Source organism: Variovorax sp. ISS6, from assembly GCF_056523145.1.
This window is the reverse complement of sequence record NZ_JAWRZC010000001.1, coordinates 2,593,390-2,617,796: the sequence shown is the minus strand read 5'-3', so window position 1 is coordinate 2,617,796 and position 24,407 is coordinate 2,593,390. Positions and strand designations below refer to the sequence as shown.

Genomic DNA, 24,407 nt, shown 5'->3' with positions numbered 1-24,407 from the left:
TGCTTCCCTGGGCGTTCAGTTGGTCTCGCCCTTGTACTTGAGCACGAGGTAGGCGGGGCCGAACAGCGGGATCTCGCGCTCGTAGGAAAAGGCCACCACGACCTTGTCGTTGACCTTCTTGATGTCGAGGTCCTTGCCCGTGACCGACGTGAAGTCGTCGATGGCCTGGGCGCGGTCGAAGATGGCGCGGATCTCGGGCACGGTGCTGCCTTCCTTGGCCTTGTTGGCGGCCTTGTAGATCGCCTGGTACTCGATCAGCGTCGGGATGACCTGGGCGACGACGACGCCCACGCAGGCCAGCACGACGGCCACGAACACGAGACCGATGAACGAGATGCCGCGCTGGCGCGCCGCACTGTTCCGGATCGACCGAACAGCTCTCATACCCTCATACCCCTCGAACGATTTGCTGACTTATTGGAATGGACCGATACGTCCCAGGTCGCCGAAGTTCATCCAGACGAAGAAGGCCCGGCCCACGATGTTCTTGTCCGGCACGAAGCCCCAGAAACGGGAGTCGGCCGAATTATCGCGGTTGTCGCCCATCATGAAATAGTTGCCGGCCGGCACCTTGCAGGTGACGCCCTCGACCGAGTAACGGCAGTTCTCGCGGAAGGGGAAGTCGCTGGCGCCGGGCACGAAGGCGGGGCCGGCGTCGTCGTTGAGGATCTTGTGCTGCTTGCCCGCGAGGTTCTCGTCGAACTGCTTGAGCAGGCGCATCGACTCGCCATCGAGGTAGTCGGGCGCGGCCTCCTTCGAGACCGGCTGGCCGTTGATCGTGAGCTTCTTGTTCAGGTAGGCCACCTCGTCGCCGGGAATGCCGACCACGCGCTTGATGTAGTCCTGGCTCGGCTTGGGCGGGTAGCGGAACACCACCACGTCGCCGCGCGCCAGCGGCGTGCCGTCGGTGATCTTGGTGTTGATCACCGGCAGCCGCAGGCCGTAGGTGAACTTGTTGACCAGGATCAGGTCGCCGGTGAGCAGCGTGGGCATCATCGAGCCCGAGGGAATCTTGAACGGCTCGTAGAGGAAGGAGCGCAGCAGGAACACGACCAGGATCACGGGAAACAGCCCGGCGGTCCAGTCGAGCCACCAGGGCTGCATCAGCAGCCGCTCGCTGGCCTTGGCATCGGCGGTGTCGACCTGCTTGATGCCCTGGCCGGCCAGCCGCGCATTGCGCTCGGCCAGCGAGCTCTCGAGCTCGGCGGCCGCGCGCTCGCGCCGCGGCAGGAAGTAGAAGCGCTCCGCCAGCCAATAGAGGCCGGTGACCACCGTGGCCAGGAACAACAGCAAGGCGAAGTTGCCCTCGATCGCTCCGAAGTACCAGGCGCCGATGTAGCCGGCGAATGCCGCGAGGATGAGGGAGGTGATGAATGCCATGTTGATCAGTCTTCGACTTGCAGGATCGCGAGGAAGGCCTCTTGCGGGACCTCGACCGAGCCGATCTGCTTCATTCTTTTCTTGCCCGCCTTCTGCTTCTCGAGCAGCTTCTTCTTGCGGGTGATGTCGCCGCCGTAGCACTTGGCCAGCACGTTCTTGCGCAGCGCCTTGATTGTCTCACGCGCAATGATGTTGACCCCGATGGCGGCCTGGATGGCCACGTCGAACATCTGGCGCGAGATGATCTCGCGCATCTTCGACACCACCGCGCGGCCGCGGTACTGCGACTGCGTGCGGTGCACGATGATCGAGAGCGCGTCGACCTTCTCGCCATTCAGAAGGATGTCGACCTTGACCACGTCGGAGGCACGGTACTCCTTGAACTCGTAGTCCATGGAGGCATAGCCGCGGCTGACCGACTTCAGCTTGTCGAAGAAGTCGAGCACGATCTCGCCGAGCGGCATCTCGTAGGTCAGCATGACCTGGCGGCCGTGGTAGGCCATGTTCATCTGCACGCCGCGCTTCTGGTTGGCCAGCGTCATGACGGCGCCGACGTATTCCTGCGGCATGTACAGGTGCACGGTCACGATCGGCTCGCGGATCTCGCTCATCCGGCCGACCTCGGGCATCTTGGACGGGTTCTCGACCATGATGACCTCGCCGTCGCTGCGCACCACCTGGTAGACCACGCTCGGCGCGGTCGTGATCAGGTCCTGGTCGAACTCGCGCTCCAGGCGCTCCTGCACGATCTCCATGTGCAGCAGGCCGAGGAAGCCGCAGCGGAAGCCGAAGCCCAGCGCCTGGCTCACCTCGGGCTCGTAGCGCAGCGAGGAGTCGTTGAGCTTGAGCTTCTCGAGCGCATCGCGCAGCGAGTCGTACTCGCTGGCCTCGGTCGGATAGAGACCGGCGAACACCTGCGGCTGGATCTCCTTGAAGCCCGGCAGCGCCTCGGTCGCGGTGGCGGCCGCGCCGCCCGTGCCCGGCTTGATCAGCGTGACGGTGTCGCCGACCTTCGCGGCCTGCAGTTCCTTGATGCCCGCGATGATGTAGCCCACCTCGCCCGCCTCGAGCGAGGCGCGCGGCTCGTTGGCCGGCGTGAAGACGCCGACGTTGTCGGCGTTGTAGCTGGCGCCCGAGGCCATCATCTTGATGCGGTCGCCCTTCGCGAGCCGGCCGTCGACCACGCGCACCAGCATCACGACGCCGACGTACGGATCGAACCAGCTGTCGACGATCATCGCGCGCAGCGCGGCGTCGGGATTGCCGCGCGGCGCCGGCATCTTGTGCACGATCGCCTCGAGGATGTCGTCGATGCCCATGCCGGTCTTCGCCGAGCATGGAATCGCATCGGTCGCGTCGATGCCGATCACGTCCTCGATCTCGGTGCGCGCGTTGTCGGGATCGGCGTTCGGCAGATCCATCTTGTTGAGCACGGGCACCACTTCGACGCCGAGGTCGAGCGCGGTGTAGCAGTTGGCCACCGTCTGCGCTTCGACGCCTTGCGATGCATCGACGACGAGCAGCGCGCCTTCGCATGCCGACAGCGAGCGGCTCACTTCATACGAGAAGTCGACGTGGCCCGGCGTGTCGATCAGATTGAGGTTGTAGACCTGTCCATCGCGTGCCTTGTAGTGCAGTGCGGCGGTCTGCGCCTTGATGGTTATCCCACGCTCTTTCTCGATGTCCATCGAGTCGAGCACCTGCGCTTCCATCTCGCGTTCCGCGAGGCCGCCGCAGCGTTGGATCAAACGGTCAGCGAGCGTCGACTTGCCATGGTCGATGTGCGCAATGATCGAAAAATTTCTGATGTGATTCATCAACGGGAACGCTTAAGTACTTGAATTGGCTCGTGCACAGAGGGCAGCAGGCAAGAAAAAAGGGCGCGTCTCCCGGAGACGCGCCCTGAACCAACAAGCAATGGCAACTGCAGTAGTTGGAACTTCATTGTAGGCAAAAAGGGAAGCGCGTACATCCGGGAACAGGGTCCAAACGGGTCGTTGCGGGTCAACAACAAGCAACTTATAAACAACTTATCAACAGGCTTGGTGGAGCACTCTCTGAACAACTTGTGGGCGATCTGTGGAGCGTCGGTGGACTGTCACCTGACATCTCGCATGGTGGAGGAGACTGTCCCGCTTATGCGCCGACTGGCCGCCGAGAGGCCGCTATTCTACCGAAAACGGTCCTTAGCCCTTCTTTAAGTTAGTAAATACTGACAAATCGACGGCTTTGGATCGATGCAGATTTTTTTAAAGCGGCGCGCCGAAGCGTCGCAAACAGCTCAAAAAAATGGCCCCAAACCCGACTGACGGGTGGGGCCACTTGACGGCACCGCCGGGATCAGCGTGCGGGCCGGATGAGCGCGTACTGCGCCCATTCGCCGCGACGGAACAGCACGCTGACCGGCTTGCTCTTGTCGGCCTTGGCCACCGCGGCCTCGAATTCCTTGACGCTGCCCACCTCGGAGTTGGCAATCGACAGGATCACGTCGCCCTCGCGCAGGCCGGCCTTCGCGGCGGCCTCGGTGGCGGCGTCGATGCGCACGCCGCGGACCTTGAGCTCCTTCTTCTGCGCCTCGGTCAGGTCGCTGACCGCGAGGCCGAGCGACTTGCCCGCCGCGGAGGGCTTCGCCTGCGGCTCTTCGCGATCGGCCGGCTTCTTGGCGGGCTTGGCCTCGGCATCGCCCTCGGCCACGGTGATGGAAAGCTCGCGCGAGGCGCCGTTGCGGAACACGGTCAGCGTGCTCTTGACGCCTGGCTTGGTGCTGGCCACCGAGCGCGACAGGTCGCTCGGCGTCTCGATGACCTTGTCGCCGTACTTGGTGATGATGTCGCCCTCGCGCACGCCGGCCTTCTCGGCCGCCGAACCCGGCACCACGGCGCTCACGAGCGCGCCGCGCGCCTTGCCCAGGCCGATGGACTCGGCCACGTCCTTCGAGACCGAGCCGATGGACACGCCGATCAGGCCGCGCGACACGCGCCCGGTGGTGCGCAGCTGGTCGCTGACGCGGATCGCCTCGTCGATCGGGATCGAGAACGAGATGCCCATGTAGCCGCCCGAGCGCGAGTAGATCTGGCTGTTGATGCCGATCACTTCGCCGCGCAGGTTGATCAGCGGGCCGCCCGAGTTGCCCGGATTGATCGCGACGTCGGTCTGGATCAGCGGCACCAGCTCGCCGGTGTCGCGCTGCTTGGCACTCACGATGCCCGCGGTCACGGTGTTCTCGAGGCCGAACGGCGAGCCGATCGCCATCACCCATTCGCCCACGCGCAGCTTCGAGATGTCGCCGATCTTCACCACCGGCAGGCCCGTGGCCTCGATCTTCACGACCGCGACGTCGCTGCGCTTGTCAGCACCGACGAGCTTGGCCTTGAACTCGCGCTTGTCGGTCAGCGTGACGATGATCTCGGACGCGTCCTCGATCACGTGCGCGTTGGTCATGACATAGCCGTCGGCCGTGAGGATGAAGCCCGAGCCCACGCCGCGCGGACGCTCTTCTTCCTGCGGCTGCTGCTGCGGACGGTTCTGGCGCGGCCCCGGGCGCGGGTTGCCCGGCAGGGGCTGGCCGAAGAAGCGACGGAAGAAGTCCTGCATCTCCTCGTCCATCTCGCCGCTGCCGCGCGTCGACACCTTCTCGACGGTGCGGATGCCGACGACCGCGGGACCGACCTGCTCCACGAGGTCGGCGAAATCGGGCAGTCCGCGCGTCTGCGCGCTGGCCGGCGCCGCCGGCAGGAACCCCACGGCGACGGAACACGCCAGGCCGAATGCGAAGAGGCAGGAACGGAGCTTGTGTCCCTCGACTTTGAACATCATGGGTTTTCTTTCAAAAGATCAAAGAGCGGTTGCAACAACAAAGACTATGAGTCGAACCATGGACTTGGTTCCATGCAATTCGCGCCCGTCAGCGCGTGCGTGCAAGGCTCTGGGCAAATGCGTCGAGGGTCGATTGCGGTACCTCGCCGACGGCGGTCAGCCACCAGTCGTTGGCCGGCTCGGGCAGGCGCCTGCGGATCGCATTCGTCGCGCCAATGGTCAGCACGCCGTCGCGCGGCGCGCGCTTGGCGTCGTAGCGCTCGATGAACAGCGACACCGAGGCGAGGCCGTCGGAGAAGATCCATTGCACGGTGCGGTCCTGCGTCGCGGCATTCTTGTCGCCGTCGGCCGCGGGCCGCCGGAAGAAGCTGCGCGGCTTGAAGCCTGCCACCGGCGCGCTCAGGGTCCAGCCCTCGTCCTGCGCGCTGGTGCGCTCGAGCTCGAGCTTCTCGATGCGGTAGCCCGCGGTGTTGGCCATCATCTGGGCCAGCGCCTGGGCCTTCACGGGCACGTCGAGCTGCAGCTCGGAGAACGCCGACTGCTCGACCACGCGCGACTGGTCGTCGAGCGTCTGTAGCTTGACGACGAGGCCGGTGCGGCGCTCGCTCCAGATGCGATAGCCGAAGCGTAGGCCGTCGTGCGGATTCAGCTGCACCACGTCGGCATCGAAGCCCGCCACGCGGTCCTTGCCGATGGGTCGCACGTCGTAGAACTCGCCGATCGACGAGTCCTGCTTGTCGGGCAGGTTGGGAAAGAGATCCAGGTTCTCGCGCTTCTCGACCTTCACCACCTTCGCCTCGGGCAGGAAGGTCATCACGCTCTGGTTGCGGCGGAAGGTCGAGCGCTGCGGGCCGCTCAGCGCCTCGATGCGCTCGATCTGCTGCTCGCCGTCGCGCACATGCCAGATGCGCGCACTCGACAAGTCGCCGCCGGGCGCGGACACCACGAAGGTGCCGACGTAGTTGCGCTGGCGCGCGCCGGCGTGCATGCGCTGCAGCCACTCGGTCACGCTCATGCCGGGCGGCTCGCCCGCCGCCTGGGCCGATGCCGCGCCCCGGGTGTTCGCCGCGCTTGAACGGGTCTGCGCGGAGGCGATCTGCGCGAGGCAAAAGGCGGCAAGCACGAGCACGAACGCGCGTGCGGAGATCGGCATCTGAACGGTCATTGGCAGGGAAGGAGGCGGTGTCGCGCGCTCAGCGCGTGGGTCCTTCGAAGGTGGCGTTGCGCAGGAAACCGGAAGGCATCTGCGAGGCCCCACCGGCCTGCTGATGCGCCTCGAGCAACTGGTCCAGGCGCGGATCGCGCAGCATCACCTGCGGCTTGCCGTTGCCCACGATCACGCGCGTGGGCGTGAGCGTCGAGGCCTGCTGCACGCCGCTGGGCGCGGCCGATGCGAGCACCGGGCCCGACACGGGTTGTTGCTGCGCGAGCTGGGCGCCGGCCGGGCCGTTGACGACACCGCTGCCGACCCAGCTCCAGCTGATGGCGGCCACGGCCACCAGCGAGGCGGCGCCGGCCACGAGTTTCCAGCGAAAGACCGGCTCGTTGGCCGCGTCGGCGCGGCGCTGGAGCGGCACCACCTGGGCTTCGGGAACGGCCGCCACGGGCCGGATCGCCACCGGCTCGGCCGCCAGCCGCTGCTGGAAGCGCGCGAGGAAGGCATTGCCGTCGCTGCACGCCGTGGTGGAACCCGAACGCAGCACGTCGCCCACCACATGGTAGGCCTGCCACGCCGCGCGGTATTCCTCGTCGCCGCAGACCCTGTCGATGGCCTGCGCGAACTCGTCGCCCTGCAAATGACCATCCGCGAGCGCCGACACCTGTTCTCGAACCGTCATCGTCTGATTCATTTCGTTCACCTGATTTTGCTTACCAACGCTTGCCCGACTGGTTGTCGAGCAGCGGTTTGACCCTGGCCGAAATGGCCTCGCGCGCACGGAAGATCCGGGAACGCACGGTGCCGATGGGGCAATCCATGACTTCGGCAATCTCTTCGTAACTCATGCCCTCGATCTCGCGCAGCGTGACTGCCTGGCGCAACTCCGCGGGGAGCGCTTCCATGGCGGACTCGACCGCGGCCGCGATTTCGTTGGCCGCCATGACGGATTCGGGGGTTTCGTCGGTGGTTGGTTCGTTTCCCGGACGGTAAGTTTCATCGTCGTCCTCGGAAGACGGCCGCAGGGCGCTTTCCGAGATGGTCGGGTCGCGCTTCATGTCGACCAGCGCCTTCTTCGCCGTGTTCACCGCGATCCGGTAGAGCCAGGTGTAGAACTGCGCCTCGCCGCGGAATTGGTGCAGTGCACGATAGGCGCGGATGAAGGTTTCCTGCGCGATGTCCTCGACCAGGTCGACGTCGCGCACCATGCGGCCGATCAGGCGCTCGATGCGGCGCTGGTACTTCATGACCAGCAGTTCGAAGGCCTTCTGATCGCCCGCCACCGTGCGCTGCACGAGCTGGAAGTCGACCTCGCCCGGACGCGGCGCCGCCGCGGCGTCGGTCAGGCCGGAATCCGGCGGCACGGGCGGCGGGGACGTGGTCATCGAGAGGGGGATTTCAGGGTGCGTCGGCGGGTGCGGTCGCGCGCCAGACATCGCCGCCGGTGTCGGCAGCGGGGGGGCGCGAATATACCGCACGGCGCAGATCGCGCCAGCGCTCGGGCATCGCCTCCCGCTCGACCCAGAGCCAGCGCTGCGGCCGGCCCGGCTCGCTCAGGCGCAACAGCAGCAGCGATTGCAGGTCGAGCGCGACGAAAGCGCGCGCGGCCAGGACCGAGCGCGCCGGGTCCGCGGCGTCGGAGGCCGCGGGCGCCAGCGACCAGGCGCGGCCGTCGAAATGAAGAAAACCGGCTCCGTCGCGGCGCAGGCCGATGCCTGCGGCCGCGCCCGCGAACAGCACGCTGAGCAACAACAGCGCGTGGCGCCAGCCGACGCTATCGAAAAAGTAGCAGGACGCCCCGGCGCAAAGCGCGCCCAGGGCCCAGACCACGGTCAGGAGGCGGGCAGCGCCACGCGAGCGCCCCACCGGATAGGTCACCGACGGTGCGCCGTGCATGGGAGGTGAAGACTCAAGCGCGCTTGAACACCAGCGTGCCGTTGGTGCCGCCGAAGCCGAAGTTGTTCTTGACCGCGACATCGATCTTCAGATCGCGCGCCTCGTTGGCGCAGTAGTCGAGATCGCACTCCGGATCCTGGTTGAAGATGTTGATCGTCGGCGGGCTCTTCTGGTGATGCAGGGCCAGCACCGTGAACACCGATTCGATGCCGCCCGCGCCGCCCAGCAGGTGGCCGGTCATGGACTTGGTCGAATTCACGACCAGCTTCTTCGCATGGTCGCCGAATGCGTTCTTGATCGCGTTCGTCTCGTTGAGGTCGCCGAGCTGCGTCGAGGTGCCGTGCGCATTGAGGTACTGCACCTGATCGGGGTTGACGCCCGCATTGGCGAGCGCCATGACCATCGAGCGGCGCGGGCCGTCGACGTCGGGCGCCGTCATGTGGTACGCATCGCCCGTCAGGCCGAAGCCCGCGACTTCGGCGTAGATCTTGGCGCCGCGCGCCTTGGCATGCTCGTACTCCTCGAGCACGACCACGCCGGCACCCTCGCCGAGCACGAAGCCGTCGCGGTCCTTGTCCCACGGGCGCGAGGCCGTGGCGGGATCGTCGTTGCGCGTGCTGAGCGCGCGCGGCGCGGTGAAGCCACCGATGCCGAGCGGAGAGATGGTCGACTCGGCGCCGCCCGCGATCATCACGTCGGCGTCGCCGTACTCGATCATGCGCGCCGAGGTGCCGATGGCATGCAGGCCGGTGGTGCAGGCGGTGACCACGGCGATGTTCGGGCCCTTGAAGCCGTACTTGATCGACACGTGGCCCGAGATCATGTTGATGATCGACGCCGGCACGAAGAATGGCGACACGCGGCGCGGGCCGCGGTTCACCAGCTCGCCGTGCGTGGCCTCGATCATCGGCAGGCCGCCGATGCCCGAGCCGATGTTGCAGCCGATGCGGACCGCTTCCTCGTACGGCAGTTCCTCGCCGGTCTTGAGCCCGCTGTCCTGCACCGCCTGGATCGCGGCGGCCATCCCGAGGTGGATGAAGCGGTCCATGTGGCGCGCTTCCTTCTCGGAGATGTATTGGGCAATGTCGAAACCCTTCACCTCGCCCGCGAACTTGCAGGCGAAGGCGCTCGCATCGAACGCGGTGATGTTCGCGATGCCCGAATTTCCCGCCAACAGGTTGGCCCAGGAATCGGCCACCGTGTTTCCGACGGGAGCGATGCAACCGAGTCCGGTCACGACGACGCGGCGTTTGGTCATGCCGGCAAACCTTTCTGGAAGCGCTGGACGACGTGCGTTCGGCGCATGCGGGTCTGGGAAAAGACCGCCGGCCGCCGCAGTGTCGTCAGTTGGGGCCGATCAGGCCTTTTGATTCTTGGTGGCGTAGTCGACGGCGTTTTGCACCGTGGTGATCTTCTCGGCGTCTTCGTCGGGGATCTCGATGCCGAATTCGTCTTCGAGTGCCATCACGAGTTCGACCGTGTCGAGCGAGTCAGCGCCGAGGTCGGCCACGAAAGCCTTTTCGTTCGTCACTTGGGACTCTTCCACGCCGAGCTGCTCGGCGATGATTTTCTTGACACGTGCTTCGATATCGCTCATTTGATTCCCTCTGAGGGTTGTAGGTAACCGGTGGATTTTAGCCGGGCGGATTGCGAGCTTCCCCGCAGGCCCGGCACGACGAAAAGCTTGGCGCCTTGCGGCTACATGTGCATGCCGCCGTTGACGTGCAGTTCCTGCCCCGTCACGTAGGCGGCCTGGGGAGATGCGAGGTACGCCACCGCATGCGCGATGTCGGCGGGCTTGCCCAGATGGCCCAGCGGGATTTGCTGCAGCAGCGCCTGCTGCTGTGCTTCGGGCAGGCTGGCCGTCATGTCGGTCTCGATGAAACCGGGGGCGACGCAGTTGACCGTGATGTTGCGGCTGCCGAGCTCGCGCGCCAGCGCGCGCGTCATGCCGGCCACGCCGGCCTTGGCGGCCGCGTAGTTGGCCTGGCCGGCATTGCCGGAAGCGCCGACCACGCTGGTGATGCTGATGATGCGGCCGTAGCGCTGCTTCATCATCGGACGGATCACGGCGCGCGACAGGCCGAAGACGGCCTTCAGGTTGGTGTCGAGCACCGCGTCCCAGTCGTCGTCCTTCATGCGCATCGCGAGCGTGTCGCGCGTGATGCCGGCGTTGTTGACCAGCACGTGGATCGCGCCGTAGGCCTTCACGATCTCGTCGATCAGCGCCTCGACGGCCGCGCCGTCGTTCACGTTCAGCGCACGGCCGCGGCCGTCGTAGGCGCTGAGCATGGCGGTGATCTTGGACGCGCCCTCTTCCGTGGTGCCGGTGCCGACCACCTTGAGGCCGCGCTGCGCGAGCTCCAGGGCGATGGCCGCGCCGATGCCGCGCGATGCGCCGGTGACCAGGGCGACTTGCCCTTCGAATTTGGGAATGCTCATAAAAAGAAGAAGGTCTTGGGGCCTGGCACCGGTCAGCCGGCGAGCGATTGTCGAACGTCGGCGAGCGTGGCCGGGTCGTACACCGACGCGGCTTCGAGCTCGGGGACGATGCGCTTGGCCATGCCGGCCAGCACCTTGCCCGGACCGCACTCGATGATGGCGGCTACACCGCGCAGTTTCAAGGCCTGCACGCTTTCGACCCAGCGAACCGGGCCGGCGGCCTGGCGCACCAGCGCGTCGCGGATACGGTCGGCGTCGGTCTCGACCGCCACGTCGATGTTGTTGAGCACTGGAATCTGCGGCGCGGCCAGCGTCACCGAGGCCAGCTTCTCGCGCAGCGCCTCGGCCGCGGGCTTCATCAGGCTCGAATGGAACGGGGCCGACACCGGCAGCGGCAGCGCGCGCTTGGCGCCGTTGGCCTTGAGCGTCTCGCAGGCCTTCTCGACCGCCGCCTTGCTGCCCGCGATCACGGTCTGCATCGGGTCGTTGAAATTCACGGCCTCCACCACTTCGGCGCTGCCGGCGCCGAACGAGGCGGTGACCTCCTGGCAGTTGGCGATGACCTTGGCGGCTTCCATCCCGAGGATGGCAGCCATGGCGCCGGTGCCGACCGGCACGGCCTGCTGCATCGCCTGGGCGCGGAAGCGCACCAGCGGCGCTGCCTGCGCGAGCGTCAGCACGCCCGATGCCACCAGCGCCGAATATTCGCCGAGCGAATGGCCGGCCACCACCGACGGCGTGGCGCCGCCTTCGGCCAGCCAGGCGCGCCAGGCGGCCACACCGGCCACCAGCATCACGGGCTGGGTGTTGGTCGTGAGCGCCAGCGCCTCCTTCGGGCCGGTCTTGATCAGCGCGGCGATGTCTTCGCCGAGCGCTTCGGAGGCTTCGCGCAGCGTTTCGGCCACGGCCGGGTGATCGCCCCAGGCATCGAGCATGCCGACCGCCTGCGAACCCTGACCCGGAAAGACAAAAGCAAAGGATTTCATTGTTGTATGCGTCACGTCGCGCGGCCCGCCAAGGCAGGACCGGCTGTCTCGCCCACTAATAACTACAGATTCAGCAGCACCGCGCCCCAGGTGAAACCGCCACCCACGCCTTCGAGCATGAGGGTTTCGCCCTTCTTCACCTTGCCGGAACGCACCGCTTCGTCGAGCGCCAGCGGAATCGAGGCCGCGGACGTGTTGCCGTGCTCGTTGACCGTGACGACCAGCCGCTCGCGCGGCAGCTTCAGCTTCTTGGCCGTGCCTTCCATGATGCGGATGTTGGCCTGGTGCGGGATCAGCCAGTCGATGTCGGCCTCGGTCTTGCCGGCCTTGGCCAGGGTAGCGCGCGCGGCTTCCTCGAGCACGCGCACCGCGAGCTTGAAGACCGCCTGGCCGTCCATGTGCAGCAGCGGCGTGCCGAGCACGTTGCCGCCCGACACGTGGCCGGGCACGCAAAGAATGCCGACGTGCTTGCCATCGGCATGCAGGTCGGTCGCCAGGATGCCGGGCTCGTCGCTGGCTTCCAGCACCACCGCGCCGGCGCCGTCGCCGAACAGCACGCAGGTGGTGCGGTCGTTGAAATCGAGGATGCGCGAGAACACCTCGGCGCCGATCACCAGCGCGCAGCGCGCGCTGCCGGTGCGGATCATCGCGTCGGCCACGGTCAGCGCATAGACGAAACCGCTGCACACGGCCTGCACGTCGAAAGCCGGGCAGCCGGCGATGCCGAGCTTGTTCTGGAGGATGGCCGCCGACGAGGGGAACACCATGTCGGGGGTCGAGGTGGCGACGATGATCAGGTCGACATCGGTTGCCTTGCGCCCGGCTGCCTCGAGGGCATGGCGGGCGGCATGCAGGCCGAGGTCGCTGCTGCCCACGTCGGGCGCCGCGAAATGGCGCGCATGGATGCCGGTGCGCTCGACGATCCACTGGTCGGAGGTCTCGATGCCGCGCGCCGCCAGTTCCTTGGCGAGATCGTCGTTGGTCACCCGGCGCGGCGGCAGGTAGCTGCCGGTGCCGGTGATGCGTGAATATGGGCTCATCAAAACGTGAAGCTAGACCGCGTCGGCCGTCGCCGCCGATTCCTGCCGCGCGAGCAAAGGCGCGGCGTGGGCGATGCGGGCCCGAACGCGGTCGAGCAGGTTGTTGCGAGCGGCATCATAAGCGCGATCCAGCGCATGGCCGAAAGCCGTCTCGTCGGCCGAACCATGGCTCTTGAAAACCAGCCCTCGCAGGCCCAACAGCGCCGCACCGTTGTAACGACGGTGATCCAACCTGCTTTTGAACGCTTTTAGAACCGGATAAGCAACGATAGCAGCAATCTTCGTAAAAATGCTCCGCGAGAATTCGACGCGGATGAACTCGCCGATCATCGAAGCCACACCCTCGCTGGCCTTCAACGCCACGTTGCCGACAAAGCCATCGCAGACCACGATGTCCGTCGTGCCCTTGAAGATGTCGTTGCCTTCCACGTTGCCGTAGAAGTTCAGATCCTTGGAGTTGGCTGCTGTACGCAGCAATTGGCTGGCTTTCTTGATCGTTTCGCTGCCCTTGATCGCTTCCTCGCCCACATTGAGCAGGCCGACGGAAGGCGACTCGTTGCCCGTCAGCGCCGACACCAGCGCCGAGCCGAGCACGGCGAACTGAAGCAGATCCTCGGCATCGCAATCCACGTTGGCGCCAAGGTCAAGCACCGTGGTGGCGCCGCCCTTCGCGTTGGGCAACTGCGGCGCGATCGCGGGTCGGTCGATGCCATCGAGCGTCTTGAGCAGGTAGCGCGCGATCGCCATCAGCGCACCGGTGTTGCCGGCGGAAATCGCGGCCTGGGCCGCGCCATCCTTCACCTGCTGGATCGCGACCCGCATCGACGAGTCTTTCTTCTTGCGCAGCGCGATCTCGATCGGATCGTCCATGCCGACCACTTCGCTGGCCGGAACGACCCGGGCGCGGGGATGCGCGGCAAAGCCGGCCAGCGCGGCGGGGGCGCCGACCAGCAACAACGAGGCCTCGGGATGGCGCTCGAGAAAGGCACGGCAGGCCGCGAGCGTGACGCGCGGGCCATGGTCGCCCCCCATGCAATCGACGGCGAGCGTGATTGCCGAAGGCGCAGCAGTGGAAGCCGGGGAAGAGGAAGGCGTAGCCATCAAAACAAAGGCCCGATGCTACAAAAAAAGTAGCTTCGGGCCTTGGCCTTGGAGTGCGAAATCAGGCTTCGGACTTGTTCTTGAGAACCTGACGGCCACGGTAGAAACCGTTGGGGCTGATGTGGTGACGCAGGTGCGTTTCGCCGGTGGTCGGCTCGACGGCGATGCCGGGCACGCCCAGGGCATTGTGGGAACGGTGCATGCCGCGCTTGGAAGGCGACTTCTTGTTTTGCTGGACGGCCATGATGGCTCCTGGACGGTAAGGTGGGTGAGAGGATGCGGGCTCAGGCTGAAGCAGTGAGGCGGCATGAAGGACATGCCCAGGTTCCGAGGTTCTTGACCGAAACCCGCACTGCTGCGTACGGCGGCGCGCGCGAAGCCCATGATTATAGCCCAGACTGCCCGGATCGGGCTAGTCGCCCTGCCCGGGCTTGCGCGAACGCAACGCCCCGAGCACGGCGAAGGGGTTTTCGCGCTCCTTGTCGGGCGACTCGAAATCGGGGTCGACGGCCGAGAGCCGGACCGGCGCGGGGCACACCTCGTGCACCGGCATGACGGGAATCTCCATCAGCAGCTCGTCCTCGATCAGCGCATGCAGGTCGAAATCGCGGCTCGCGACCAGCAGGTCTTCCTCGGAGTCCTCGTCCTGGGCCGCCGCGGTCTCCTCGTCGGCCACGAAGCGGAACCAGCGGTCGACCTGCACCGGCGTGTCGACCGGCGACAGGCAGCGCTGGCAGACCAGCGGCACCGTGGCCTCGGCCGTCAGATGCAGCCAGGGCTCCTCGCGGCCGCCCGCGCCGACGCGCTGCTCGCCGTCGGCCTCCCAGTGCACCACGGCATCGGGGGCTTCGGCCGCCATCTCGTCGACCAGCCGGGTGTAGTTGCGCACCGGATCGTCGGCGGACAGGGTGGCCGCCGCGGCGGCAAAGCCGGCGACATCGAGCCGGCCGGGGGCAAATTCTCTCTTCATCCGCCCCAGTCTAGCGCGCCGACGCCGGCTTGCCCGTCGGGCCGACCCGAAGGGTTGCGGCGCCTCCTTCACAATCGCCGCATGCAACGCACCGTGATCCTCGCCTCCACCTCGCGCTACCGCCGCGAGCTGCTCACCCGCCTGCGCCTGCCCTTCGAGGTGCATGCGCCCGAAGTCGACGAAACGCCGCGGGCCGGCGAGGCCCCGCAGGCCCTGGCCCAGCGGCTCGCGCTCGAGAAGGCCAACGCCGTGGCCGCCCGCTTCCCCGACGCCGTGGTGATCGGCTCCGACCAGGTGGCCGACCTGGCCGGCGAGTCGCTCGGCAAGCCCGGCGACCATGCGCGCGCCACCGCCCAGCTGCGGCGCATGCGCGGCCAGACGCTGGTCTTCCAGACCGCGGTGGCGGTGGTCTGCCGGGCCACCGGCTTCGTCCAGCGCGACCTGGCACCCGTGCGCGTGGTGTTCCGCGAACTCAGCGACGCCGCGATCGAGCAGTACCTGCTGGCCGAGCAGCCCTACGACTGCGCGGGCAGCGCCAAGAGCGAAGGCCTGGGCATCGCGTTGCTCGAGGCCATCGACAGCGACGATCCCAGCGCCCTGGTGGGCCTGCCGCTGATCCGCACCGCCCGCATGCTGCGCGCCGCCGGGATCGATCTGCTGTGAGCCGCGGCAAGCTCTACCTCGTGCCGGCGCCGCTCGATTTCGGCTGCGACACCCAGGCCCCGCTGCAGGACGCGCTGCCGCTCGGCACGCTGCAGACCGCCGCCGGCATCACGCACTGGATCTGCGAGAACGCCAAGTCCGCGCGCGCCTACCTCAAGCGCATCGACGCCGTGGCCCCGCTGGCGGCGCCGCTGCAGGCGCAGGCGATCCAGGAACTGCCGCGCGAGGTGCACAAGAAAGGCGACCACGCCGGCCAGTTCGATGCCCGCCCGCTGCTGGCCGCGGCGCTCGAGGGCCACGACATCGGCCTGCTCAGCGAAGCCGGCATGCCGGCCGTGGCCGATCCGGGCTCGTCGGTGGCCCGCGCGGCGCACGACCTGGGCATTTCGGTGGTGCCGCTGATCGGCCCAGTCTCGCTGCTGCTGGCGCTGGCCGCCAGTGGCCTCAACGGCCAGAACTTCGCTTTCGTCGGCTACCTGCCGCAGGATGCCGACGAGCGCCAGCGCCGCATCCGCGAACTCGAGGCGCTGGCCCTCAAGACCGGGCAGACCCAGTTGTTCATCGAGACGCCCTATCGCAACGCCGCGCTGCTGCAGGCCCTGGTGCAGACGCTGCAGCACAACACGCGGCTGGCGGTGGCGCGCGGGCTCACGCTGGCCGAGGCGAACCTGCGCAGCGAGACCATCAAGGGCTGGCGCGCCAACAAGCCGCCGGCCGGCGTCGACGAACGCCTGCCCGCCGTGTTCGCGATCGGGCGCTGACGATGGCCGTGACCGCCGCCACGCGCTGGGCCTCGCGCGCGCAATTCTTCGCCTCGGGCTTCATCTTCGCGACCTGGGGCGTGCACGTGCCCACGGTCAAGGGGCACTACGGCATCGACGAGGCCCAGCTCGGCCTCGCGATGCTCGCGGCCGGCGCCGGCGCGATGTACGGCCTGACCAGCGCCGGCCGCTGGATCGGCCGCCACGGGCCGCGGCGCATGGCCGCGCTGTGCGGCTGCGTCTACGCGCTGCTGCTCTGCGGCCTGGTCGCGATGCCGGGCTACGCCGCCCTGCTGGGCCTGCTCGCGGTGTTCGGCCTGGTCACCAGCGTGTTCGACGTGGCGATCAACACCGAGGCCGCGCAGCTCGAGCTGCGCGACGGCAAGCCGCTGATGAGCGGCATGCACGGCATGTTCAGCCTCGGCGGCATGGCCGGCGCGGCCAGTGGCAGCGCGGCGCTCGCGGCCGGGCTGGCCCCGCAAAACCATCTGCTGCTGGTGTCTGCCGCGATGGTGGCGCTGGTCGCGCTCTCGGCCACGCGCATGCTGCCGAAGCCGCCCGCGACGCCCGGAGCGGCCGAGGCCGATCACGGCTTCCGCCTGCCGCGCGGCGCACTCGCGGTGCTGGGCGTGCTCGCGGCACTGGGGCTGATCGCCGAAGGCGCGATCTACGACTGGAGCGTGCTCTACCTGCAGCAGGAGTTGGGCAGCCCGCAGAAGCAGGCCGCCCTCGCCTATGCGAGCTTCTCGGCCGCCATGGCGGCGGCGCGTTTCGGCGGCGACGCGCTGCGCGCGCGTTTCGCGCCCGCGGTGCTGCTGCGCGGCAGCGGCCTGCTGGCGGCGGCGGCGATGACGCTCGCGCTGCTCACCGACTGGCCCTGGCTCGCGCTGGTGGGTTTCGCGGGCGTGGGCATCGGCTTCGCGAACGTGGTGCCGATCCTGTTCGCGGCCTCGGCCAAGGTGCCGGGCGTGGAGCCGGCGCGCGGCATCGCGGCAGTCTCGGCGATCGCCTACCTGGGCTTCATGGCAGGCCCGGCGGTCATCGGGCTGATCGCGCGCGCCACCTCGCTGACGGCGGCGCTCTACGTGGTGGTGGTTTTCGCGATCGCGCTGGCGGCCTCGGCGCGCTACGCCGCGGCCGACCAGCCGGCCCGCTGAGGCCGCGCAGGCTTCAGCGCAGCGCCGGCACCGACTTCAGCGAACGGATCGTGGCGTCGCCCATGGCGGCGCCGAACTTCTTGGCCAGCTTCTCGGCCACGTTGTCGCGGCGGGTGTAGTCGATGACCTCCTCGGCCTTGATCACCTCGCGCGCCACGTAGTCGACGTTGCCTAGCTGGTCGGCCAGGCCGTAGCTCACGGCCTGTTCGCCACTCCAGAACAGGCCGCTGAACAGGCCCGGGGTGTCGAGCTTGAGGCGGTCGCCGCGGCCGGCCTTCACCACGCCGATGAACTGCTCGTGGATCTGGTCGAGCATCTTCTGCGCGTGCTCGCGCTGGGCGTCGTTCAGCGGGCTGAAGGGGTCGAGGAAGCCCTTGTTCTCGCCCGAGGTCAGCAGGCGGCGCTCGACGCCGACCTTCTCCATCGCGCCGGTGAAGCCGAAGCCGTCCATCAGCACGCCGATGCTGCCCACGATGCTGGCCTTGTCGACGTAGATCTTGTCGGCGCCGGCGGCGATGTAGTAGGCCGCCGAGGCACAGGTTTCCTCGACCACGGCGTAGACCGGCTTCTTGTACTTGGCCTTCAGGCGCTTGATCTCGTCGTTGATGATGCCGGCCTGCACCGGGCTGCCGCCCGGGGAGTTGATCAGCAGCACCACGCCCTTGGCACCGTCGTCCTCGAAGGCGGACTTCATGGCCGCCACGACGAACTCGGCGCTGGCATCGCCGCCGTTGGCGATCTCGCCCTTGATCTCGACCACCGCGGTGTGGGCCGTGGTCTTGGCGGTGCTCGGCGTGCCGCGCGACAGCGCGAACCAGGCCAGGAAGATGAAGAAGGCCAGCCAGGCCAGCCGCGTGAAGGTCTTCCAGCGCCGCGTGGCCTTCTGCTCGTTGAGGGCCGCGAAGGCCAGCTTCTCGAGCGTGGCGCGTTCCCAGCCGGCGCGCTGAGTGGGATCTTTGGACATGGTGCGTTGGGGGTCGGTCGAGGACGAAAGCGAGGGCGGGCTCGGCTCGAAAGGCTCGAAACCCTGGGGATCGGTGCGGTTCTGGTCGTTCATGGGAGCGGCGGGCGAACAGGCAGTCGCGAAGCGCGGCGCATGCTAGAAATTGAAGGGTTGGAGGTTCCAGGCAGTATGCCAGTGCACCACGCCGTCGCGTTCGCTCAGCGCGATCTTCACCAGGCCGCCGCGGCACGGGCCGCCCGCGCATTCGCCGGTGTCGGGCCGGTACACGGCGCCGTGGGTGGCGCACAGCAGCCACTGGCCGGTGTCGTCGAAGAAGCGGTCGGGCTGGAAATCCATCTCCATCGCCACATGGCTGCAGCGGTTGAGGTAGGCATGCGGCTGGCCCTCGAAGCGCACCGCGAAGGCGCGGCAGGTCTCGCCGCCGTAGACCACGTCGAAGGACACGGCCCGGCCGCCCTCGGCCAGGTCGGCCGAACTGCACAGTGGAATGCTGTCGTCGCTCATGACCCCATTGTCCCGATTCAGGCGTTGCGCAGCAGCCAGTCCCGCAGGTCGGCGATCGAATGCGCGATGTGCAGCGGCTTGAACTCGGCGAAGCTGTCGGGCTCGTGCGCGCCGTAGCTCACGCCCACGCCGGCGCAGCCCGCGTTCACCGCCAGCTGCAGGTCGTGGGTGGTGTCGCCGATCATCAGCGTGCGTTCGGCGGGCACCTCCAGTTCCTCCATCAGCTCGAGCAGCATGCGCGGATGCGGCTTGCCGAAGGTCTCGTCGGCGGTGCGCGAGGCGTCGAAGCGGTCGCGCAGCGCCACCGTCTTCAGTGCCTCGTTGAGGCCGCGGCGCGACTTGCCCGTGGCCACGGCCAGCTTGTGGCCGCGCGCGCGCAGCGCATCGAGCATCGGCAGCACGCCGTCGAACAGCACGATGTCGTCCTGGTGCTGCAGGTAGTGATAGCGGTAGCGGGCGCCGAGCTCGGGGTACTTCTCCTTGGGCACGTCGGGCGCGGCGCGCGCCAGCGCCTCGGCCAGCCCGAGGCCGATGACCCAGGCGGCGTCGTCCTCGCTGGGCTTGGCGCCACCGACGTCGACCACGGCGGCCTGGATGCAGCGCACGATCAGGCGCGTGGAGTCGTAGAGGGTGCCGTCCCAATCGAAGGCGATCAGGTCGAAGCGCGGGGGACGGTCGTTGGCGAGAGGTTCGGTCATGGGGTCGTGGGCGTGGGGTGGAGCGCCATCGCGTCGAGCGCGGCGGGCGGCATCAGCGAGCGCAGCTCGGGCGGCAACTCGGCCTGAAGCGCGACGCGTTCGCCGGTGGCGGGATGGTTGAACTGCAGCCGCCAGGCGTGGAGGAACATGCGCTTGAGGCCCAGCTTCTGCAGCGCGCGCCGGCGCTCGGATTCGCCGTACTTGTCGTCGCCGGCGATCGGATGGCCGGCCGACGCCAGGTGGACGCGGATCTGGTGCGTGCGGCCGGTCTTGATGGTGACGGCGAGCAATGACATCGGCGTGGCATCGCCGGGCAGCGACAGCGTGGCCAGCGCTCGCACCAGCGTCACGGCGCGCATCGCGTCGGGATGGTCCTTGGCCACCACGCGCACGCGGCGCTCGCCGGCGCCGGTGCCGCCATCGGGCAGCAGGTACTTGGCGAGCGGCGCGTCGAGCACCTTCCTGTTGGCGGGCCAGGCACCCTCGACCAGCGCCAGGTAGGTCTTGCCGGTCTCGCGCTCACGGAACTGCTCCTGCAGCGCCACCAGCGCGCTGCGCTTCTTGGCGACCAGCAGGATGCCCGAGGTTTCGCGGTCGAGCCGGTGCACCAGCTCGAGGAACTTCGCGCCCGGGCGCGCCGTGCGCAGCTGCTCGATCACGCCGAAGCTCACGCCGCTGCCGCCATGCACCGCCACGCCGGCGGGCTTGTCGACGGCCAGCACGGCCTCGTCCTCGAGCAGCAGCGGGAATTCGCGCGCCGGCGCCGCGCTCGCGGCCTCCTCGGCGCGCTCGGCCACGCGGATCGGCGGCAGCCGCACCACGTCGCCGGCCTCGACGCGGGTCTCGGCCTGCACCCGCCCCTTGTTGATGCGCACCTCGCCCGACCGGATGATCCGGTAGACGTGGGTCTTCGGCACGCCTTTCAGATGGCGGAAGAGGAAGTTGTCGAGGCGCTGCCCGGCCGACTCGGCGTCGATCGTGAGCAAGCGGATGGCCGCCGGCTGTCCGGCAAACTCCTTAGCCGCGGGGGCTTGCTTCGCACCTATAATGTTTTTCACCAGCGCGGTCGTGTAAGTGCTTGATTAGACAGAAGTTTAGAGCACTGCTGTCAAACACCCCGGCGGCGCTGCGAGGTCGATGCCGCTTTGGCGACGAGCCTGCAAACCCCGCGCAACTGCGCAAAGTGGCAGGCCAGACGCCCAAGTCAAGCCGACACCCACGAAACACCGATACGGAATACCAGCCTGCAGCCTTCAGCTGCCGGCGGATCGAAGCGAGTCCCTTTGTGCTGATGCTGCTGATTCAAATGTGCCTGCGCTGGCTGACCTGGTCCCGACCAGCGGCCTCGGGCATCGAATCGCCAGAACCGCGCGCCACCCTTGCGCAACGAGTTGTCGAACAGACAGCTTCTCAGCACCACGAAGGGCTCGCCCCCATCCACGCGCCCCCACTCCGGCTGTCGTCACCGAGCTGACGCTCGAGACGGCCGCTCGCGCTCGCGCGCCGCGGCACCCAGCATCCGGAGCCAAGCGGCAATTCCCCAAGTTTCGCGGGCGTCGTCCGTGCATCGTTGGCCCTCCAGGGCCGGTAGAACGATACATATAAGGACAACGCATCATGAAGCGGATGCTGATCAATGCCACGCAGGCCGAAGAACGCCGCCTGGCCATCGTCGACGGGCAGAAGCTCCTCGACTACGAAATCGAGATCGAGGGACGCGAACAGCGCAAGGGCAACATCTACAAGGCCGTCGTGACCCGCGTCGAGCCCAGCCTCGAAGCCTGTTTCGTCGACTACGGCGAGGACCGCCACGGCTTCCTGCCGTTCAAGGAAATCTCCAAGCAATACTTCGCCGAAGGCGTCTCGGCCAGCCAGGCCCGGATCCAGGACGTCATCAAGGAAGGCCAGGAACTGGTCGTCCAGGTCGAGAAGGAAGAGCGCGGCAACAAGGGCGCGGCCCTCACCACCTTCATCTCGCTGGCCGGCCGCTACGTCGTGCTGATGCCGAACAACCCGCGCGGCGGTGGCGTCTCGCGGCGCATCGAGGGCGACGACCGCGCCGAGCTCAAGGAGGCGATGGACCAGCTCGAGTACCCGAAGGGCATGAGCATCATCGCGCGCACCGCCGGCATCGGCCGCTCGGCGCCCGAACTCCAGTGGGACCTGAACTACCTGCTCAAGCTCTGGAGCGCCATCGACGGCGCGGCCAAGGGCGGCAAGGGCGCCTTCCTGATCTACCAGGAATCCTCGCTCGTGATCCGCGCGATCCGTGACTACTTCAATCACGACATCGGCGACATCCTGATCGACACCGACGACATCTACGACCAGGCGCAGCAGTTCATGGCGCACGTCATGCCCGAGCATGCCGCCCGCGTGAAGCGCTACCGCGACGATGCCGCGCTGTTCAGCCGCTTCCAGATCGAGCACCAGATCGAATCGGCCTACGCCCGCACCGTGCAACTGCCCTCGGGCGGCGCCATCGTGATCGACCACACCGAGGCGCTGGTCTCGGTCGACGTGAACTCGGCCCGCGCCATCAAGGGCGGCGACATCGAGGAAACCGCGACCCGCACCAACCTCGAAGCCGCCGACGAAGTGGCGCGCCAGATGCGCCTGCGCGACCTCGGCGGCCTGATCGTCATCGACTTCATCGACATGGACGAGTCGAAGAACCGCCGCGAGGTCGAAAGCCGCCTGCGCGACGCGCTGCGCCAGGACCGCGCGCGCGTGCAGTTCGGTTCGATCAGCAAGTTCGGCCTGATGGAAATGAGCCGCCAGCGCCTGAAGCCGGCACTGTCCGAAGGCTCGTCGATCCCCTGCCCCCGTTGCGGCGGCTCGGGCCACATCCGCGACACCGAATCGAGCGCGCTGCAGATCCTGCGCATCATTCAGGAAGAGTCGATGAAGGACAACACCGCCGCCGTGCACGTGCAGGTGCCGGTGGAAGTCGCGTCCTTCCTGCTCAACGAGAAGCGCACCGAGATCGCCAAGATCGAGCTCAAGCAGCGCGTGAGCGTGCTGATGGTGCCGAACAAGACGCTCGAGACGCCCAACTACAAGCTCGAACGCCTGAAGCACGACGACCCGCGCCTCGACCACATCGAGGCCAGCTACAAGATGGCCGACGAGATCGAGGATCCGACCTCGGTCACGCGCCGCTCGCAGGAGCCCACCAACAAGCAGACGCCGGTCATCAAGGGCGTGCTGCCCGACGCGCCGGCACCCGTGGTGCCGGTCAAGCCCGAGCCGGTGCGCGCGCCCGTCGCCGCACCCGCGCCGGTCGCGCCGCCGGTGGCGGTGGCGCCCGCGCCGGCCGAGCTGGGCTTCTTCGCCCGCATCAAGAGCTGGTTCGGCGGCGGCACGCCGGCGGCCGCGCCGGCACCTGCGCCCTCGGCCATTCCGGTCGAGCCGCCGAAGCCCGCGCGCCGCGAAGGGCGTGACGGCCGTCCGGGCCGCGATGGCGAATCGCGCGGTGCACGCGATGGCGAACAGCGCCGTGGCGGCCGCGGCGGCGAAGGCCGCAATGCCGAAGGCCGTGGCGAGAACGGTGCCCGTTCGGGCAACCGCGACGGCGAACGCCGTGGCGGCGGCCGCAATGGCGAGCGCCGCGAAGGCGGTCGCGAGGGCCGTGAGGGTCGCGAAGGCCGCGACAACCGCGGCGCCGAGCTGCGCGCCGATGGCCAGCCGCGCGAGAACAACCGCGAAGGCCGTCCGCCGCGCGAAGGCGATCAGCGCCGTGGTCGCGGCGAACGCCGCGAGGGCGAGGGCCGCAACGTGCCGGCCGAAGCGCTCGAAGGCGTCAGCCTCGAAGCCCAGCAGCTCGCACCGAACGCGGTGCCGGGCGAGGAAGGCACGGCTGGCGGCGAACGCGCACCGCGCGCCCGTCGCGAACGGGGTGAACGCGGCGAGCGCGGTGAACGTGGCGAACGCAACGCCGAACGCGGCGAGCGCAACCTGAACGGCGACGCTCCGCGCGGCGAAACCGCCGCCGGCGAAGACGGCAACGCCGCGCAGGGCGAACGCACCGAGCGTGCACCGCGCAACGGCCGCGAAGAGCGTGGCCCGCGTGGCGAACGCAACGACGGCCGCCGCGAGCGCCGCAACGACGGCCAGCCGCGCTTCAACGAGGAAGGCGAAGCCGCCACCACCGCATCGGCCGACGCCGAAGCCGGCCGCGAAGCCGCACCGCAGGACGGCGCCGAGCAGGCACCGCGCCGCGACGGCGAAGAGCGCCGCGGCCGTTCGCGCGACCGCTACGGCCGTGACCGCCGCGAACGCGCCCCGCGCGAAGAAGGCGAAGCGCAGCAACCCGTGGCCGCCTTCGACGGCGCGCCCGCCGAGGCGCAGAACCTGCAGGACGCGCCCGTCGCGCGCCAGCCGCAGCCGTTCGCGGAGCAAGCGGTGGCCCAGGCCGCCGACAGCGTCGCGGTCGTCGCCGAAGCCCCGGTCGCCGCGCCGCAGGTGCGCGAGCCCGCACCCCAAGCGCGCTTCGAGCAGCCGCAGCAACCCGCGGCGCCCGCGGCACCGATCGTGGTCGAACGCGCGAGCGCTCCGCAGCCGGCCGCCAACGGCCGCGCGCTGCCGAAGGTCCAGTCCTTCGAACTGCCGCTCGACGAGCTCGCGCAGATCGCTCAGAGCTCGGGCCTGCAGTGGGTCAACTCCGACGCCGAACGCATCGCGCAGGCGCGCGCCGCGATCGCCGCCGAGCCGAAGCCGGTCCACGTGCCGCGCGAGCGCCCGCCGGTGATCGTGCTCGACGAAGGCCCGCTGGTGCTGGTCGAAACCCGCCGCGAACTGGCCGCGATGACGTTGCCGTTCGAGCAGACCGCTGGCGAAGCGCAGCCGGAGCAACGCGCGCTCTGAGCATCCG

General features: G+C 68.2%; 24 protein-coding genes. 4 read left to right on the top strand and 20 right to left on the bottom strand.

Annotated elements, in window-relative coordinates; all coding sequences use genetic code 11:
* Positions 1–15: 15 nt before the first annotated feature.
* From AC1HIL_RS11915 to AC1HIL_RS11840, 16 genes are all read right to left on the bottom strand, one after another.
* Positions 16–384 carry a DUF4845 domain-containing protein gene (locus AC1HIL_RS11915; RefSeq protein WP_057592286.1) on the bottom strand — a complete coding sequence of 123 codons (369 nt, stop codon included), beginning with the start codon at positions 382–384 and terminating at the stop codon, positions 16–18.
* A gap of 30 nt (positions 385–414) precedes the next feature.
* A complete protein-coding gene (lepB, locus tag AC1HIL_RS11910; RefSeq protein WP_057592287.1) occupies positions 415–1,380 on the bottom strand; it encodes a signal peptidase I in 966 nt (321 codons plus the stop codon).
* Between the two features lie 5 nt (positions 1,381–1,385).
* Positions 1,386–3,197 (bottom strand): translation elongation factor 4, encoded by a 1,812-nt coding sequence (gene lepA / locus AC1HIL_RS11905; RefSeq protein WP_057592288.1) that lies wholly within the window; start codon positions 3,195–3,197, stop codon positions 1,386–1,388.
* Between the two features lie 523 nt (positions 3,198–3,720).
* On the bottom strand, positions 3,721–5,196 hold the full coding sequence (locus AC1HIL_RS11900) for a DegQ family serine endoprotease (RefSeq protein ID WP_057592289.1): 1,476 nt from the start codon (positions 5,194–5,196) through the stop codon (positions 3,721–3,723).
* An 88-nt stretch (positions 5,197–5,284) separates the two neighbouring features.
* Positions 5,285–6,361, bottom strand: coding sequence for a MucB/RseB C-terminal domain-containing protein (locus AC1HIL_RS11895; protein ID WP_057592290.1), 1,077 nt, complete (start codon positions 6,359–6,361; stop codon positions 5,285–5,287).
* A 28-nt stretch (positions 6,362–6,389) separates the two neighbouring features.
* Positions 6,390–7,046 (bottom strand): sigma-E factor negative regulatory protein, encoded by a 657-nt coding sequence (locus AC1HIL_RS11890; protein ID WP_057592291.1) that lies wholly within the window; start codon positions 7,044–7,046, stop codon positions 6,390–6,392.
* A gap of 19 nt (positions 7,047–7,065) precedes the next feature.
* Entirely contained in the window at positions 7,066–7,737 is a 672-nt protein-coding gene (gene rpoE / locus AC1HIL_RS11885; RefSeq protein ID WP_057592292.1) for an RNA polymerase sigma factor RpoE, read from the bottom strand.
* A gap of 13 nt (positions 7,738–7,750) precedes the next feature.
* Positions 7,751–8,248, bottom strand: coding sequence for a hypothetical protein (locus AC1HIL_RS11880; protein WP_479671867.1), 498 nt, complete (start codon positions 8,246–8,248; stop codon positions 7,751–7,753).
* Between the two features lie 13 nt (positions 8,249–8,261).
* Complete coding sequence (gene fabF, locus AC1HIL_RS11875; RefSeq protein ID WP_057592294.1) at positions 8,262–9,506, bottom strand: beta-ketoacyl-ACP synthase II; 1,245 nt, start codon at positions 9,504–9,506, stop codon at positions 8,262–8,264.
* Positions 9,507–9,605: 99 nt separating this feature from the next.
* Positions 9,606–9,845, bottom strand: coding sequence for an acyl carrier protein (acpP, locus tag AC1HIL_RS11870; RefSeq protein WP_007830471.1), 240 nt, complete (start codon positions 9,843–9,845; stop codon positions 9,606–9,608).
* 101 nt (positions 9,846–9,946) lie between these two features.
* Positions 9,947–10,690 (bottom strand): 3-oxoacyl-ACP reductase FabG, encoded by a 744-nt coding sequence (gene fabG / locus AC1HIL_RS11865; protein ID WP_057592295.1) that lies wholly within the window; start codon positions 10,688–10,690, stop codon positions 9,947–9,949.
* 32 nt (positions 10,691–10,722) lie between these two features.
* A complete protein-coding gene (gene fabD, locus AC1HIL_RS11860) occupies positions 10,723–11,676 on the bottom strand; it encodes an ACP S-malonyltransferase (protein ID WP_479671866.1) in 954 nt (317 codons plus the stop codon).
* A 62-nt stretch (positions 11,677–11,738) separates the two neighbouring features.
* Positions 11,739–12,716, bottom strand: a complete 978-nt coding sequence (locus tag AC1HIL_RS11855) for a beta-ketoacyl-ACP synthase III (protein WP_057592297.1) — start codon at positions 12,714–12,716, stop codon at positions 11,739–11,741.
* A gap of 12 nt (positions 12,717–12,728) precedes the next feature.
* On the bottom strand, positions 12,729–13,817 hold the full coding sequence (gene plsX, locus AC1HIL_RS11850) for a phosphate acyltransferase PlsX (RefSeq protein WP_082321870.1): 1,089 nt from the start codon (positions 13,815–13,817) through the stop codon (positions 12,729–12,731).
* Positions 13,818–13,878: 61 nt separating this feature from the next.
* Positions 13,879–14,061: a 50S ribosomal protein L32 gene (gene rpmF / locus AC1HIL_RS11845; protein WP_057592299.1), complete on the bottom strand. Its 183-nt coding sequence runs from the start codon at positions 14,059–14,061 to the stop codon at positions 13,879–13,881.
* A gap of 168 nt (positions 14,062–14,229) precedes the next feature.
* A complete protein-coding gene (locus tag AC1HIL_RS11840; RefSeq protein ID WP_057592300.1) occupies positions 14,230–14,787 on the bottom strand; it encodes a YceD family protein in 558 nt (185 codons plus the stop codon).
* Positions 14,788–14,868: 81 nt separating this feature from the next.
* On the opposite strand from AC1HIL_RS11840, the gene AC1HIL_RS11835 reads away from it, so the two are divergent.
* From AC1HIL_RS11835 to AC1HIL_RS11825, 3 genes are read left to right on the top strand one after another with little or no spacing between them, the layout of a single operon-like run.
* Positions 14,869–15,450 (top strand): Maf family protein, encoded by a 582-nt coding sequence (locus tag AC1HIL_RS11835; RefSeq protein WP_479671865.1) that lies wholly within the window; start codon positions 14,869–14,871, stop codon positions 15,448–15,450.
* Complete coding sequence (locus tag AC1HIL_RS11830; RefSeq protein ID WP_057592302.1) at positions 15,447–16,211, top strand: SAM-dependent methyltransferase; 765 nt, start codon at positions 15,447–15,449, stop codon at positions 16,209–16,211. Before AC1HIL_RS11835 ends, AC1HIL_RS11830 begins: the two co-directional genes overlap by 4 nt.
* A 2-nt stretch (positions 16,212–16,213) precedes the next feature.
* Positions 16,214–17,368, top strand: a complete 1,155-nt coding sequence (locus AC1HIL_RS11825; RefSeq protein WP_057592303.1) for an MFS transporter — start codon at positions 16,214–16,216, stop codon at positions 17,366–17,368.
* Between the two features lie 13 nt (positions 17,369–17,381).
* Here the strand turns inward: AC1HIL_RS11825 and AC1HIL_RS11820 are convergent, their stop codons facing one another.
* Genes AC1HIL_RS11820 through AC1HIL_RS11805 form a run of 4 tightly spaced genes read right to left on the bottom strand, consistent with a single transcriptional unit; the run spans position 17,382 to position 20,592 of the window.
* Complete coding sequence (locus AC1HIL_RS11820; protein ID WP_057592304.1) at positions 17,382–18,425, bottom strand: S49 family peptidase; 1,044 nt, start codon at positions 18,423–18,425, stop codon at positions 17,382–17,384.
* A 42-nt stretch (positions 18,426–18,467) separates the two neighbouring features.
* Positions 18,468–18,836 (bottom strand): Rieske (2Fe-2S) protein, encoded by a 369-nt coding sequence (locus AC1HIL_RS11815; protein ID WP_057592305.1) that lies wholly within the window; start codon positions 18,834–18,836, stop codon positions 18,468–18,470.
* 17 nt (positions 18,837–18,853) lie between these two features.
* Entirely contained in the window at positions 18,854–19,534 is a 681-nt protein-coding gene (locus AC1HIL_RS11810) for an HAD family hydrolase (RefSeq protein WP_057592306.1), read from the bottom strand.
* A complete protein-coding gene (locus tag AC1HIL_RS11805; RefSeq protein WP_057592307.1) occupies positions 19,531–20,592 on the bottom strand; it encodes an RluA family pseudouridine synthase in 1,062 nt (353 codons plus the stop codon). Before AC1HIL_RS11805 ends, AC1HIL_RS11810 begins: the two co-directional genes overlap by 4 nt.
* A gap of 559 nt (positions 20,593–21,151) precedes the next feature.
* On the opposite strand from AC1HIL_RS11805, the gene AC1HIL_RS11800 reads away from it, so the two are divergent.
* Complete coding sequence (locus tag AC1HIL_RS11800) at positions 21,152–24,400, top strand: Rne/Rng family ribonuclease (protein ID WP_479671864.1); 3,249 nt, start codon at positions 21,152–21,154, stop codon at positions 24,398–24,400.
* Positions 24,401–24,407 lie beyond the last annotated feature (7 nt).